11 protein-coding genes are annotated in these 13,902 nt (G+C 67.1%); 3 read left to right on the forward strand and 8 right to left on the reverse strand.

Annotated elements, in window-relative coordinates:
• The first annotated feature begins 137 nt into the window (after nt 1-137).
• Nucleotides 138-1,799, forward strand: coding sequence for a Na/Pi cotransporter family protein (locus AC3WOB_RS08105; RefSeq protein WP_013392478.1), 1,662 nt, complete (start codon nt 138-140; stop codon nt 1,797-1,799).
• 77 nt (nt 1,800-1,876) lie between these two features.
• On the opposite strand, the gene AC3WOB_RS08110 is transcribed toward AC3WOB_RS08105, so the two are convergent.
• The 3 genes from AC3WOB_RS08110 to polA all read right to left on the reverse strand — a co-directional run bounded on the left by AC3WOB_RS08110 (nt 1,877) and on the right by polA (nt 6,409).
• Nucleotides 1,877-2,665, reverse strand: a complete 789-nt coding sequence (locus AC3WOB_RS08110) for a dienelactone hydrolase family protein (protein ID WP_013392477.1) — start codon at nt 2,663-2,665, stop codon at nt 1,877-1,879.
• Nucleotides 2,666-2,737: 72 nt separating this feature from the next.
• On the reverse strand, nt 2,738-3,577 hold the full coding sequence (locus AC3WOB_RS08115; protein WP_013392476.1) for a ZIP family metal transporter: 840 nt from the start codon (nt 3,575-3,577) through the stop codon (nt 2,738-2,740).
• 114 nt (nt 3,578-3,691) lie between these two features.
• A complete protein-coding gene (gene polA, locus AC3WOB_RS08120) occupies nt 3,692-6,409 on the reverse strand; it encodes a DNA polymerase I (protein WP_492274711.1) in 2,718 nt (905 codons plus the stop codon).
• Between polA and AC3WOB_RS08125 the strand changes: the two genes are divergently transcribed.
• Nucleotides 6,408-7,100: an LOG family protein gene (locus tag AC3WOB_RS08125; RefSeq protein WP_013392474.1), complete on the forward strand. Its 693-nt coding sequence runs from the start codon at nt 6,408-6,410 to the stop codon at nt 7,098-7,100. The genes polA and AC3WOB_RS08125 overlap by 2 nt on opposite strands.
• 43 nt (nt 7,101-7,143) lie before the next feature.
• Here AC3WOB_RS08125 and AC3WOB_RS08130 read toward each other — a convergent pair whose 3' ends face one another.
• Together AC3WOB_RS08130 and AC3WOB_RS08135 are read right to left on the reverse strand one after the other, a co-directional pair.
• Nucleotides 7,144-8,568 carry a M20 family metallopeptidase gene (locus tag AC3WOB_RS08130; protein ID WP_492274712.1) on the reverse strand — a complete coding sequence of 475 codons (1,425 nt, stop codon included), beginning with the start codon at nt 8,566-8,568 and terminating at the stop codon, nt 7,144-7,146.
• A 42-nt stretch (nt 8,569-8,610) separates the two neighbouring features.
• A complete protein-coding gene (locus AC3WOB_RS08135) occupies nt 8,611-9,594 on the reverse strand; it encodes a Bug family tripartite tricarboxylate transporter substrate binding protein (RefSeq protein ID WP_013392472.1) in 984 nt (327 codons plus the stop codon).
• 104 nt (nt 9,595-9,698) lie between these two features.
• Between AC3WOB_RS08135 and AC3WOB_RS08140 the strand changes: the two genes are divergently transcribed.
• Nucleotides 9,699-10,661: a LysR family transcriptional regulator gene (locus AC3WOB_RS08140; RefSeq protein WP_237709986.1), complete on the forward strand. Its 963-nt coding sequence runs from the start codon at nt 9,699-9,701 to the stop codon at nt 10,659-10,661.
• Between the two features lie 63 nt (nt 10,662-10,724).
• On the opposite strand, the gene AC3WOB_RS08145 is transcribed toward AC3WOB_RS08140, so the two are convergent.
• From AC3WOB_RS08145 to AC3WOB_RS08155, 3 genes are all read right to left on the reverse strand, one after another.
• Nucleotides 10,725-11,513, reverse strand: coding sequence for a 1,6-dihydroxycyclohexa-2,4-diene-1-carboxylate dehydrogenase (locus AC3WOB_RS08145; protein WP_013392470.1), 789 nt, complete (start codon nt 11,511-11,513; stop codon nt 10,725-10,727).
• 22 nt (nt 11,514-11,535) lie between these two features.
• Entirely contained in the window at nt 11,536-12,882 is a 1,347-nt protein-coding gene (locus tag AC3WOB_RS08150; protein WP_492274713.1) for an MFS transporter, read from the reverse strand.
• Between the two features lie 105 nt (nt 12,883-12,987).
• The gene (locus AC3WOB_RS08155) at nt 12,988-13,902 is read right to left on the reverse strand and encodes a dioxygenase family protein (RefSeq protein WP_013392468.1); all 915 of its coding nucleotides are present in this window, start codon (nt 13,900-13,902) and stop codon (nt 12,988-12,990) included.

Below are 13,902 nucleotides of genomic sequence, written 5' to 3' on the forward strand. Positions count from 1 at the left end.
GATACGCGCAGCCCAGTCCGCGCGCAGCAGGCACGGCAGGCGTATGCTGTATTGAGGGGACAGGTTCCCCCGCCAGCGCCGCGCATGCGATCATTACAGAATTATTACTTGTCATAAAAGAATGGAAACACGCCAGGATGTCCGGACTTATTACCCTGCTTGACTTCGCCGGCTACGTCGCCCTGCTCCTGTGGGGCGTGCACATGGTCCAAACAGGCGTGCAGCGCGCCTTCGGGGCCGCGCTGGGCGCGGCGTTGGGCAAGGCCCTGGGCACCCGGCTGCGGGCCTTCGCCGCCGGGCTGGGCATTACCGCCGCGCTGCAGAGCAGCACCGCCACCGGCCTGATGATCACCGGCTTTGCGGCCGGCGGCGTGGTCGGCCTGGCGCCGGCCCTGGCCGCCATGCTGGGCGCCAACGTCGGCACCACGCTCATCGTCCAGCTGCTGTCCTTCGACCTGACCTCGCTCGCCCCCATCCTGATCCTGGCGGGCGTCTGGATGTTCCGCCGCTATCCGCCGGGGCGCACGCGCGACCTGGGCCGCGTCTTCATCGGCCTGGGCCTCTTGCTGCTGTCGCTGCACCAGTTGGTCGAGCTGTTCCAGCCCTTCCAGACCGCGCCCATGCTGGGCATGATCCTGGACGCGCTGTCGACCCAGCCGGTGGCCACCGTGCTGCTGGCGGCCGCCTTCACCTGGGCGGCGCATTCCAGCGTGGCCGTGGTGGTGCTGGTCATGTCGCTGGCCAGCCACCACATGGTGGCCCCGCACGTCGCATTCGCGCTGGTGCTGGGCGCCAACCTGGGCACCGCCATCAACCCCATGATCGAAGGCGTGACCGGCGACGACCCGGCCGCCCGCCGCCTGCCGCTGGGCAACCTGCTGACCCGGGTGCTGGGCGTGCTGGCCGGCCTGATCCTGCTGCCCTACCTGCAGCCGATGATGAGCGAGCTGGCGTCCGACCCGGCCCGCGCCGTGGCCAACTTCCACACGCTGTTCAACGCCGTCATCGCCCTGGTGTTCCTGCCGCTGCTGACGCCCTATGCAGCCCTGCTGACCCGCTGGCTGCCCAAACGCGCGGATCCGAACGACCCGTCGCGACCCCAGTACCTGGACGAATGGGCCCATGACGTGCCGGCCGTGGCCCTCGGCAACGCCGCGCGCGAAGCGCTGCGCATGGCCGACATGCTGCAAACCCTGCTGCTCTACGCCCGCGCCGGCTTCAAGCGCGACAACCGCCACCGCATGGTGCAGGCGCGCCAGCTGGACGCCGCGCTGGACAAGCTGGAGAACGCCATCACCACGTACCTGGCCACCCTGGACCAGGAAAACATGACGCGCGACGACATCCAGCGCCTGGACGACATCCTCGCCTTCACCAGCAATATCGGCCATGCCGGCGACATCGCCCATCACGGCCTGCTCAGCCACGTCGCCAAGCTGCGCAAGCAGGGCTGGATGTTTTCGCCCGAGCAGCGCGCCAGCCTGGACGACACGCTGGGCCAGCTCATCGCCAACCAGCGCACCGCCGCGGCCTTGTTCGTCAATGACGACCTGCGCCAGGCCCGCGCGCTGGCGGGCGAGAAGGCGCGCTTCCGCTCGATCGAAACCCATGCGGCGGATACCCACCTGCAGAAGATCAAGGCAGGCGAGGTCGACGCGGCCGAAGTGGGCGCGCTCTACCTGGATATCCTGCGCGACATGAAGGGCATCAATTCCCACCTGGTGGGCGCGGCCGCCTACCCCTTGCTGGCGCGCCACGGCGAGCTGCTGCCCAGCCGCCTGCGCGAGGCAGGGAACTGAGAAGAAGAAAAAAGCCGACCCGCGAGGTCGGCTTTTTCAAATCGCGGCAAGAGGCGCTTTCGCCCCCTGCTCCGCTCCTACAAGTACCGCTTGAACCAATCCAGCATGCGCTTCCAGCCGTCCTGCGCCGCCTCGGCCTTGTAGCTGGCGCGGTAGTCCGCCAGGAAAGCGTGGTCGGCTTCCGGGTACACCACGAACTCCGAACGCCTGGCGTTGTCGTTGCCGGTGGCCAGCTTGGCCTTCATGGTTTCGACGTCGGCCAGCGGAATGCTGGCGTCCTTGCCGCCATACAGGCCCAACACCGGCGCGTGCAGTTCGTTGACCACGTCGAAGGCAAAGCGCTTGATCAACGGGCCATGGCCCACGCTGAGCTTGCCGTACCAGGCCACGGCGGCCTTCACGTCGGGGTTGTGCGCGGCGTACATCCAGGTCAGGCGGCCGCCCCAGCAGAAGCCCGTCACCGCCACGCGCTTGGGGTCGCCGCCATGCTCGGCCGCCCAGGCCACGCTGGCGTCCAGGTCGGCAAACACCTGTTCGTCCGGCACCTTGCTGACCAGCTCGGCAATCAGTTTCGGGATGTCGGTGTAGACCGAGGCGTCGCCCTGGCGCTGGTAAAGATTGGCGGCCACGGCCAGATAGCCGGCCTTGGCGACCCGGCGGCACAGGTCCTTGATGTGCTCATGCACGCCGAAGATTTCCTGCACCACCAGTACGATGGGCAGGTCGCGCCGGCCTTCGGGCGCGGCGTAATAGGCGGCGATCGTGCCGTCGGCCACGGGCAGCTTGAAATCCCCGTGGACCAGCCCCTGGGTGTCCGTGTGGATCACGGTGGGGGCGACATTGCCGGCTGCGGCGGAAAAACTCATGAAGAACTCCTGTGTAGGGATGATCAACCAAGCCGGATATCCCGCCAGCGCCTGCATGGCCTCGCGCCGATCCTAGTGCCGGTGGACATGCTCCACTTGCGGCGCGCCACGGCCGGCTTCGGCGTCGTGGTCGTGCCCGTGGTGCATCACCGTGGTGACGCTGTAGATCAGCGCCACGCCCACGCCGACCAGCAGCAACTGCGGGACGGCATCGGCCAGGGATACCCGTTCGTGCATCTGCGGCATCAGGTCGGCCACCGAGATGTAAAGGAAGCTGCTGGCCGCAACCACCAGGACATACGGCACCCATTCTTGCGCCTGCTGCAGCACGAAGTACCCTATTATGCCGCCCACGGCTGAACACAAGCTGGTGAAGAGAATCAGCGAGAACGCGCGGCGGCGCGCCAGGCCGGCGTTCAGCAGCACCACGAAATCGCCCAGCTTGTGCGGCACTTCATGGACGATGATGGACGCCGCGGTCAGCACGCCCAGCAGCGGATCGGTCAGGAAAGCCGCGGCCACCAGCACACCGTCGCACAGATTGTGCAGCGAGCTGCCGATCAGGATCAGCACCCCGCCGCGGCCCGCCTCGTGGCGGTCATGACCCTTGTGGTGATGGTGGCCGTCGCCCTCGTGGTGATGGCTGTGCCGCAGCAAGGCAATCTTCTCCAGGACGAAGAAGCCGATCAGCGACGCCAGCATCAGGCCGAACAGCACATGGGCGTCGCCCACCCCGGTCTCGAACGCCTCGGGCAGCAGATGCAGCAGCGCCACCGACAGCAGCACCCCCACCGACAGGCTGACCATGTGGTGCAGATATTGCGCGAAGACCTTGTAGGCCAGCCAACTGGCGACCAGGACAGCGATGAGCCCGCCGGTAACGGTGGCGAGCAAAATCCAGAGCAGCAACATTTGGGGGACGTGTTTTAGGCGGGGAAGCGCAACATTATATTGTTTCAATACCGAAAACGGAAATGGGCCGCCCGCAGGCGGCCCAAGTGTCCCGGGGACAGGAGGGTCCCGGCCTTAGTGGGCCTGCTCCCAGTTCTTGCCCATGCCCACCTCGGCCACCAGCGGCACGCGCAGGGTCGCCACATTGCACATCAGGCGCGGTAATGCTTCCTTGACCAGTTCCAGTTCGGCGTCCGGCGCTTCCAGCACCAGTTCATCGTGCACCTGCATGATCATGCGCGTCTGCAGCTTTTCGGCTTCCAGCCAGTCCTGCACCGCGATCATGGCCATCTTGATCAGGTCGGCCGCCGTGCCCTGCATCGGCGCGTTGATGGCGGCGCGCTCGGCCCCCTGGCGGCGCGGGCCCGAAGCGCCGCGGATTTCCGGCAGTTGCAGGCGGCGTCCGAAGACGGTTTCCACATAGCCCTGTTCGCGCGCGCGGCGGCGGGTGTCGTCCATGTACATCGCCACGCCGGGATAGCGGGCGAAATAGCGGTCGATGTAGGCCTGCGCGGCATCGCGCGTGATGCCCAGGTTGGACGCCAGGCCGAACACCCCCATGCCGTAGATCAAGCCGAAGTTGATCGCCTTGGCGGCGCGGCGCTGCTCGGTGGAGACGTCCTCCAGCGACACGCCGAAAACTTCGGAGGCCGTGGCGCGGTGGATGTCCTCGCCCGCCTCGAAGGCGCGCTGCAGATTGGCGTCGTCCGACACGTGCGCCATGATGCGCAGCTCGATCTGGGAATAGTCGGCCGACAGCAGCATGCCCTGCTCGGCAATGAACGCCTCGCGCACGCGCCGGCCGGCTTCGGTGCGCACCGGGATGTTCTGCAGGTTGGGATCGGACGAAGCCAGGCGGCCGGTGATGACCGCAGCCTGCGAATAATGCGTGTGTACCCGTCCGGTGTTCGGGTTGATCATGCGCGGCAGCTTGTCCGTGTAGGTGGACTTCAGCTTGGACAGGCCGCGGTATTCCAGCAGCACTTGCGGCAGCGGGTAATCCTGCGCCAGCTTGCTCAGCACTTCTTCGTCGGTGGACGGCGCGCCGCTGGCGGTCTTGCGGACCACCGGCAGCTGCATGCGGCCGAACAGGATCTCGCCCAGCTGCTTGGGGGAATTCAGGTTGAAGGGCTGGCCGGCCAGTTCATAGGCCTTCTGCTCGAGCTGCAGCATTTCCTGGCCCAGCTTATGGCTCTGGCGCCCCAGTTCCGCGGCATCCACCTTGACGCCATTGCGTTCGACCGTGGTCAGCACCTCAGACACCTGCATTTCCAGCAGGTAGATGCGGTTAAGCCCTTCGTCGGCCGCCACCATCGGGCGCAGCACCTGATGCAGCTGCAAGGTGAAGTCCGAGTCCTCGGCGGCGTAGTGGCCGGCCTTGTCCACCGCCACTTCGTCAAAGCCGATCTGCTTGGCGCCCTTGCCGCAAAGGTCCTCGTAGGACACGCCGCTGCGGCCCAGGTAGCGCTGGGCCAGGTCGTTCAACCCGACGCCGCGATGCGATTCCAGCACATAGGCCTGCAGCATCGTGTCTTCGGTAATGCCGGCCAGCTTGATGCCCTCGTTCGCGAACACGTGCGCGTCGTACTTGGCGTGGTGCAGCAGCTTGGCGCGGGACGCATCTTCAAGCCAGGGCTTCAGGCGAGCCAGCACTTCGGCCTTGGGCAGTTGCGGCGCGTTGTCCGGGCCGCGGTGCGCGACCGGGATGTAGCACGCCACGCCGGGAGACACCGCCAGCGACATGCCCACCATCCGCGCCTGCATTTCATCCAGCGAAGTGGTCTCGGTATCCACCGCGACCAGCGGCGCGTCCTTCAGCTTTTCCATCCAGGCGTCGAACGCGGCCCAGTCGGAGAGAATCTGATAGTCCAGCTCCACGGGCGCGGCGGGCGCCTCGTGCGCGACGCGGGCATCGCCCGCCGGTACGCGTTCAGCGTCGCCGGTCAGGTCACGCAGCCAGGTGCGGAAACCGTAGCGCTCGTAGAGCTCGGTCAGCGTCGCATCGTCGCGCGGGCGCGGCGTCAGGTCGTCCACCGCGTCCACGTGGCCGGCCAGGTCGCAGTCGTACTTCACGGTCAGCAATTGGCGCGTCAGCGGGAAATTCGGAATGGCCTCGCGCAGATTGCTGCCGGCGACGCCCTTGATGTCTTCCGCCCCTTCAACCAGCTTGTCAATCGAGCCGAATTCCGTAAGCCATTTGACCGCCGTCTTGGGACCCACCTTGGTCACGCCGGGGACGTTGTCCACTGCGTCCCCCACCAGCATCAGGTAATCCACGATGCGGTCGGGCGGCACGCCGAACTTGTTGACCACGCCGGCCTCGTCCAGCACTTCGCCGGTCATGGTGTTGACCAGGGTGACGTGGCTGTTGACCAGCTGCGCCAGGTCCTTGTCGCCGGTGGACACGATGGTGTACACGTCGTGCTCGGCGGCGCGCTTGGCCAGGGTGCCGATCACATCGTCGGCCTCGACCCCTTCGATGGCCAGCACCGGCCAGCCCAGCGCGCGCACGGCGCTGTGGATGGGCTCGATCTGCGCCGCCAGGTCTTCCGGCATGGGCGGGCGGTGCGATTTGTACTCCGGGTAGAGATCGTCCCGGAAGGTCTTGCCGCGGGCATCGAAAATACATGCGGCATACTCTGCCTTATGATCAGAGACAAGTTTGCGCAGCATATTCACCACGCCGTAAAGCGCCCCCGTGGGTTCGCCTTGCGCGTTGCGCAAATCAGGCATAGCGTGGAAAGCGCGGTACAAGTAACTTGAACCGTCGACCAGTAATAAGGTTTTTTTCATGGTTACAAAGGCAGATATGGCAATAGCTGCGGAAACACCCGCCAACAAACAAATTCCGCTGATTATGTCAGAGATACGGACGGCGGCAGACAAGCTCGCGAACATCGGGCCTGCTGTCAGCGTCTTCGGCAGTGCGCGAGTCAGCCGTAATTCCCCCCACTATGAAACCACCATCGCCATTTCAGCTGCTCTGGCGGATGCGGGTTTCGCGGTGATCGCCGGCGGCGGTCCCGGCATCATGGAGGCAGCCAACAAGGGCGCGTTCGAGGCAGGCGGCACCAGCATCGGGCTGAACATCAGCCTGCCCCACGAAGCGCACAACAACGAATACCAAACCATCAGCCTGTCATTCGAGTATTTTTTCTCGCGCAAGGCAACCTTCTTCATGCACAGCTTCGCCTATGTGGCGATGCCTGGCGGTTTCGGCACCCTGGATGAACTCTTCGAAGCGCTGACGCTCATCCAGACGGGCAAGGTCCCGCCCGCTCCCATCGTGCTGGTGGGCAGCGAGTACTGGTCCGGCCTGGTCGAATGGCTGGGCGGCCAAGTGCTGGCCAACGGCATGATAGGCGCGCACGACCTGGACCTCTTCATCATCGAAGACGATCCCGTCAAGGTGGTGCGCAAGGTGGTGGAATTCCACGCCAAGGTCAACTCGGACGCGCAATACGCGCCCTCCCTGCCGGCCTGACGGCAAATAATGGGGCGGCCTTGCGCCGCCCCACTCCCAACGACTATTGACGCATGAACGAGGGCAGCACGTCGGCCGGAATCGGGCAGACGTAGGGTTGCCCCCGGCGCGTCTCCATCAGTTCTTCCTTGGCGCGCGCCAGCGCCTCGGGTTGCGTGTACAGATCGGCGGCGGTCGCCGCGATGATCTTGGCCGCGTGCACCATGCCCTTGTGCGCCATGGACATCTTGCCCTGCGCCACCATCTGCCAGGAATGGAACGGCGTGCCGTAGGCATAGCAGGCGCCCCAGCATTGCGCCGTGGGCGTGACCCAGCTCACGTCGCCCACGTCGGTTGAGCCATAGGTGATTTCGGCCTTGCCGGGTTCGTACGGCGCCACGCCGGTGAACAGCGGCGTGGGATTGCGCAGCACCGCGCCCAGATTCTTGCCGGCGTTGTCGATGTCGTCCGCGGAAATCGAGTCCCACATGCGGCGCGCGGCCTGCTGTTCGCCCGCACTGTAATCCGGCCCCTGCAAAGACTGCATGTTGGCGTACATGATCTGGTTGAGCACGCCGTTGGGGATGTAGTTCGAGCAGGCCTTGTCGAACACGATTTCCAGTTCGCAGCCCGTCATCAGCGCCGCGCCGCGCGCCACGTTCTGCACCCGCTCGTACAGTTCGGAGGCCTGCGAATTGATCGGCGCGCGCACCAGGTACAGCACCTCGGCGCGGGCCTGCACCACGTTGGGCGAAATGCCGCCGCTATTGGTCACGGCGTAGTGCACGCGCGCATCCGGCACCATGTGTTCGCGCAGGTAGTTCACGCCCACGTTCATCAGTTCGACCGCGTCCAGCGCGCTGCGGCCCAGGTGCGGCGAGTTCGCCGCGTGCGCCGCGATGCCGCGGAAGCGGAAGTAAGCCTGGATGTTGGCCAGCGAGGACTGGTGGAAGATGCCAGTGTGCGATGCGGGGTGCCAGGTCAGCGCCGCGTCCAGGTCATCGAACAGGCCAGCGCGCGCCATGAAGGTCTTGCCCGAGCCTCCCTCTTCCGCCGGACAGCCATAGAAGCGGATGGTGCCGGGCAGGCCGTTGGCCTCCAGGAATTCCTTCACTGCCACCGCGGCGAAATGCGCGGCGGTGCCCAGCAGGTGGTGGCCGCAGCCGTGGCCATTGCCGTTCGGCGTTTCCGGCGAAGGCTGGCAGGCGTAGGCGCCGCTTTCCTGGCTCAGGCCCGACAGCGCGTCGTACTCGCCCAGGATGCCGATCACAGGCCCGCCGCTGCCCGCCTCCGCCACGAAGGCGGTGGGAATGCCGGCGGCGTCACGCGTGACGCGAAAGCCTGCTTCCTCCAGCATCGCGATGTGCAGCTCGGCGGACTTGTGTTCGTCGTAGCGCAGTTCGGCCAGGCTCCAGATGCGGTCGCTCAGTTCCGCGTAGCGCTCGCTGCGCGCGTCGATGAACGGCGCAAGTTTTTCGATGGCACCCATTGTCTCTCCTGTGGCTGTAATGGCGGGGAAATACCGGTCAGGTCACTCGTCGAGCTTGATGCCGGCAGTTTCAATGATTTTGCGATTGGCGGCCAGCGTCTGCGCGATGCGTTCGGCGAAGGCCTGCGGCGTGCCGGCATCGGCCTGCGCGCCCATGCCCGCCAGGCGCTGCACCAGCGCCGGGTCCGCCAGCGCGCGCACCGCCGCCTCATTGAGGCGCTGCACCACGGCATCCGGCGTGCCTGCGGGCACGACCAGCCCGAACCAGGTCTGGCCCAGCGCGTTCAGTTGCGGATAACCGAGTTCGGTCATGGTCGGCAGTTCCGGCATGTCGGGCATCCGGGCCGGCGCCGACACGGCGATGGCGCGCAGCTTGCCGGCCTTGACCAGCGATTGCGCGGAGGCGTACTGGTCCTGCTGCACCTGCACCTCGCCGCCCACCGCGGCGGTCAGCGCCGGCCCCATGCCGCGGTACGGCACGTGCAGCACGTCGACCTTCAGGTCGGCATTCATGGCCGCCAGGTTCAGATGGCCCAGCGAGCCCACGCCGGGCGAACCATAGGAATACTTGCCCGGATGGGCGCGCAGCTCGGCCAGGAATTGCGCGAAATCCTGCGCCGGAAACGCCGGATTCACCATCCATACGACCGGCACCGTCGCCACCGACGCCACCGGCTTCAATTGCGTCTGCGGGTCGACGCGCTTGGTGCCGTATAGCAAGGGATTGACGGCCATGGTGCTGACCGTGGCCATGCCCAGCGTGTAGCCGTCGGGCTCGGCCCGGGCTACCGCCTCGGTGCCGAGCAGGCCGCCCGCGCCAGCGCGGTTCTCCACCACCACGCTCTGGCCCAGTTCCTTGCGCAAGCCCTCGGCCACCGCGCGCGCCAGCGCATCCGTGGATCCGCCAGGCGCAAATGGCACGATCAGCCGCAGGGGCTGGGAAGGATAGGCGCCCTGGGCGGCGGCCAGGGACGAAACACTGAAAGTTACGGCGCAAACCAGCGCGTGCAGCAGACGGGACTTCATGGACCAGCCACTCCTGGGGAACGGAAGCAATGAACGGGATCGCTGCATTGTGTCCAGGGCATATCCTTATTTCAAATACATTAATGGGTAGATATATTCATATTTTGAATATCAATCTTGCCCGCGCCATGGACGTCGCCCCCGCCACCCTGCTGTCCCGCCTGCTCGCCAAGGGCCGCCTGCGCCATCTGCAATTGCTCGCCAGCATCGCCGACCTGGGCAGCATCCAGCAGGCGGCCAGCCATATCGGCCTGAGCCAGCCTGCGGCCACCCATGCGCTGGCCGACATCGAGGACCTGCTGGGCGTAAAGCTGTTCGAGCGCCACGCCCGCGGCATGCGCACCACGCGCAGCGGCCAGCTCATGGCGGAATGCGCCCGCAGCATGCTGACAACGCTGCGCGCTTCCACGGACTCGGTGGCGGCCCTGCGTCAGGGCGCCACCGGCTACCTGCGCCTGGGCGCCATTCCCGCGGCCAGCGGCGGGCTGCTGGCCGAACGCCTGCCCGCCTACCTGAAGGCGCGGCCGGGACTGCAAGTGGAGGTCGTCGAAGGCAGCCGCGAGCAGTTGCTGCCGCAGGCGGCTGGCGGCAGCCTGGACATGCTGCTGTGCCGGCGCCCGGAAGCGGTGCCCGCCGGCCTGGAATTCGTGCCGCTGCAAGACGACGCAGCGGTGATCGTGGCCGCCGCCGGCCACCCGCTGCTGGCGCCCGACGGCGCGCCCACGCTGGCGCAGGTGGCCTCGCAGCTATGGATCGAGCCCCGGCCGGAACTGGCCATCCACGCGGTGTTTAAGGCGTTTTTCGAACGCGCCGGCGTGGTGCCCCGGCTGTGCAGGCTAAGCAGCGCCGCCCCGCCGATGCCGCTGCTCATCGCCGTGATGCAGGCCCAGGAGGCCCTGGCGATGGTGCCCCAGACCCTGGGCAACTGGTACATGCAGCATGGGCACTTCCAGCGCGTGCCGATCGAATCGCCGGGCTCGTTCCAACCCATAGGAGCAATCGCGCGCGACCAAGGGCCAGGCCGCGATTTCCTGGACTGGCTGGCGGCCAGCCGCCCCGACGGCTGATGCGGAGCCAGGCAGCCAGACCTGCGGCAACAGGCTGAACCGGCCCCTGGCGGCTCGGCCCATTCAGCCTATGTCACCGCCCGCCACATACATGATCTGCCCGGTGATATAGGACGCCTCGGGCGCGGCCATGAAGCAGATCGCCGCTGCCACCTCTTCGGCCTGGCCCAGGCGGTCCTGCGGCGTGTCGCGCAGGCAGGAGGCATACATCTCGCCCACCCAGGCGGTCTCCTGCGCGGAGGGCGTCTCATGATGGCGCGGGATGGCGCGCACGCCGTTGTCCAGCGCGCCCGGCGACACGCAATTGACACGCACGCCGGACTTCGCCAGCTCCAGCGCCATGCAGACGGTGGCCGCGTGCACGCCACCCTTGGAGGCCGAGTACGGCACGCGGTAGATGCCGCGCGTGGCGTTCGACCCCACGTTGACGATGGCGCCCGCGCCCTGCGCCCGCATCACCGGTATGACTTCGCGGCAGGACCACAGCGTGGGCCACAGCGACCGGTTGACCTCGCGCTGCATCTGCTCGGGCGAATACTCCCAGAACGGCCGGGTCCAGATCGTGCCGCCCACGTTGTGCACCGACACGTCGATGCGGCCATTGATTGCCAGCGCGGCCCGCACCATGGACTGCGCGCCCGCATGGGTTTCCAGATCGGCCTGCGCAAAGCTGGCGCGTCCGCCCGCGGCCCGGATTTCCTCGGCCACGGCGGCGCCCTGCTCCTCGGCCCGGTCCACCACGACCACGTGCGCGCCTTCGGCCGCCAGGCGCCGGGCCGTTGCCCGGCCCACGCCCTGGGCCGCGCCGGTGACCAGGGCCACCTGGCCCTCGAAACGTAGATGTGTGTTCATGCTTGTGTCGTCCTTTGCCGTATCAATGCGCCGCGGACAGCGCGCCCTCGGGCCGCGCATGCTTGAGCTTGAGGCTCAATACCGCCAGCGCCGCGACCGCCAGGGGGATGGCCAGCGCGATGAAAAATCCCGAAGGCCCGCCCCAGGCCAGGAAGCTGCCGCCGATGGCCGAACCCGCAATCGCTCCCGCGCGCCCCATGCCGATGGCCCAGCCGGTGGCGGTGGCGCGCAAGGCGGTGGGGTAAGCGCCCACCACCAGGTAATTCAGCGCGATCTGCTGTCCGCCTATGCCGAAGCCGGCGGCGCCGACCAGGATGAAGACCAGCGTCCAGTTGTCGCCGGCTTGACTCAGGCCGACGGCCACCGCGATGCCCAGCGCGAACATGCCGCCCAGCAGCCGCCGGGTGTTGAGGCGCGGCAGCATGAAGGACAACGGGATCGCGCAGATGATGAAGACGGCATTAACGATGACCGTCCCCATGGGCGCCTGCTCTGCCGGCAGGCCCGCAGCCTTGAGCACCGTGGGCAGCCACGACAGCAGCATGAACCACGCGACCCAGTTCAACAGGTACACCGCCCAGATCGCCACGGTCTTGGCGCCGTGGCCGTCCGCGAACAGCGCGCCCACGCCGGCCCGCGCGACGGATTCCTCCGGCACGGTGAACTGCGTGTCCGCTCCCAGCTTGCGGCTCGATATCGTCGAGAGAATCCGCGCGATGTAGCGCTGGCTTTCCGGATCGCGGCGCGTGGCCTTGAAGTACAGCGACTCGGGCAGCATCACGGCGGCGACGGCCAGCAGCGCCAGCGGCGCCAGGCCGCCGACCACGAAGATGCCTTCCCAGCCGATGACGGGCAGCATGCGGGCGGCCAGCAAGCCGCCCAGCATGGCGCCTGCGGGCAGGCCCAGCAGCACGCCGGTCATGATGGCGCCGCGCAAACGGGCCGGGCCATACTCGGCGGCCAGCGCCAACAGCACCGGCGTGCAGCCGCCCATACCCAGGCCGGCTATGAAACGCAGCACCAGGATGTGGCTGGTGTCGGTAGCCCAGGCCGTGGCCAGCGTGGACAGGCCGAACAGGGCCAGGCCCAGCATGATGGCCGGACGACGGCCGATGCGGTCTCCGATCAGGCCCAGGGTCATCGCGCCCACCGTCATGCCGACGATGCCGGCGGTCAGGATGGGCGCCAGCGCGCCTGCCTTCAGATCGAAGGCGGCCAGGATCGCGGGCCCGGTGAAGGCGATCGCCTGGGTGTCGAAGCCGTCGAACAGCGCAATCAGAAAGCACAGGATCAGCACGCGCCATTGAAAGGCGCCCAGGCGTTCCTGGTCGATCAGCGTGGGGATCGACCAGCTGTTGGTAGCGGTCATGATGTTTGTCTCCATGGCGCGGCCGGACCCGGCCTCGCGCCTGCGGGATTGTTCTGTGTGGTGTCGGGGACGGCGGCGCCGCGGCGGGCGCCGCCCGGGTGACGCTTAAGCGGTGGCGCGGTCCATGCGGGCTTGCGGGCGGGCCTCGTCGGCGTCCAGCGCCGGCTGCAGCACAAAGTCGAAACAGACTCGCGTGAACGGCGCGTTCACGCCCAGGCTCTCATAGCCCGCGGGCGGCGTGCCCGGCTGCAGTTCGACCACCAGGCCGTCACGCGTGGCGAAGGCGAAGTCGTCGTCCAGGAAGGTGTCGCCCGGGATGTTGACCTGCGTGGTCAAGGTGCGCTGGCCTTCGGCGGCCACCAGGAAGTGGATATGGGCCGGCCGGTTGCCATGGCGGCCCAATGCCTCGAACAGTTCGGACGTGGGGCTGTTCGGCGGAATCGCGTAGCCCGGCGGAATGAAGCTGCGGAAGCGGTAGCGGCCCTGCGCGTCGGTCTTGATCTTGCGGCGCAGGTGGTAGTCCGCCTGGTCCGGATCGAAATGCGAATAGCGCCCCAGCTCGTTGGCGTGCCAGACGTCGACGAGCGCGCCGGCGACAGGCTGGCCGTCCACGTCGCGCACCTGCCCTTCCATCACCAGTACGGTCCCCGGCACGGGATCTTCGTCCAATCGCGCTTCGCTGTCGGACAGCGGGGCGCCCGCAATGTAGAGCGGTCCCTCGATGGCGCGCGGCGTGCCGGCGGCGCGGCCGGCGGCCTCGTCGGCCTCTTCCTCGCGGATATCGATCAGGCGGTCAAAGCCCAGGCCCGCGGTGATCAATCCCATCTGGCCGCTGGCGCCCAGGCGCGCGAGCCAATCCACGCCCGCCCAGAACTCGTCGGGCTTGATGTCGAGATCGTCGATCGCGCGGAACAGGTCCGACACGATGCGCTGCGAAATCTGCCGGACCCGGTCGTTGCCGGGATTGACCTGGGAACTGTTGACCAGGTCCAGTAGTTGTTGCTGGGTAAATTCAGCCAT

This window comes from Achromobacter sp. FW305-C-30-7 (assembly GCF_058783105.1).

What these genes read in the sequence shown, in the direction of transcription:
- AC3WOB_RS08150 (WP_492274713.1), bottom strand. Translation starts at nt 12,882, where the DNA reads ATGACCGCTACCAACAGCTGGTCGATCCCCACGCTGATCGACCAGGAA.
- AC3WOB_RS08110 (WP_013392477.1), bottom strand. Translation starts at nt 2,665, where the DNA reads ATGAGTTTTTCCGCCGCAGCCGGCAATGTCGCCCCCACCGTGATCCAC.
- AC3WOB_RS08125 (WP_013392474.1), top strand. Translation starts at nt 6,408, where the DNA reads ATGGTTACAAAGGCAGATATGGCAATAGCTGCGGAAACACCCGCCAAC.
- AC3WOB_RS08115 (WP_013392476.1), bottom strand. Translation starts at nt 3,577, where the DNA reads ATGTTGCTGCTCTGGATTTTGCTCGCCACCGTTACCGGCGGGCTCATC.
- AC3WOB_RS08145 (WP_013392470.1), bottom strand. Translation starts at nt 11,513, where the DNA reads ATGAACACACATCTACGTTTCGAGGGCCAGGTGGCCCTGGTCACCGGC.
- polA (WP_492274711.1), bottom strand. Translation starts at nt 6,409, where the DNA reads ATGAAAAAAACCTTATTACTGGTCGACGGTTCAAGTTACTTGTACCGC.
- AC3WOB_RS08155 (WP_013392468.1), bottom strand. Translation starts at nt 13,902, where the DNA reads ATGGCTGAATTTACCCAGCAACAACTACTGGACCTGGTCAACAGTTCC.
- AC3WOB_RS08105 (WP_013392478.1), top strand. Translation starts at nt 138, where the DNA reads ATGTCCGGACTTATTACCCTGCTTGACTTCGCCGGCTACGTCGCCCTG.
- AC3WOB_RS08130 (WP_492274712.1), bottom strand. Translation starts at nt 8,568, where the DNA reads ATGGGTGCCATCGAAAAACTTGCGCCGTTCATCGACGCGCGCAGCGAG.
- AC3WOB_RS08135 (WP_013392472.1), bottom strand. Translation starts at nt 9,594, where the DNA reads ATGAAGTCCCGTCTGCTGCACGCGCTGGTTTGCGCCGTAACTTTCAGT.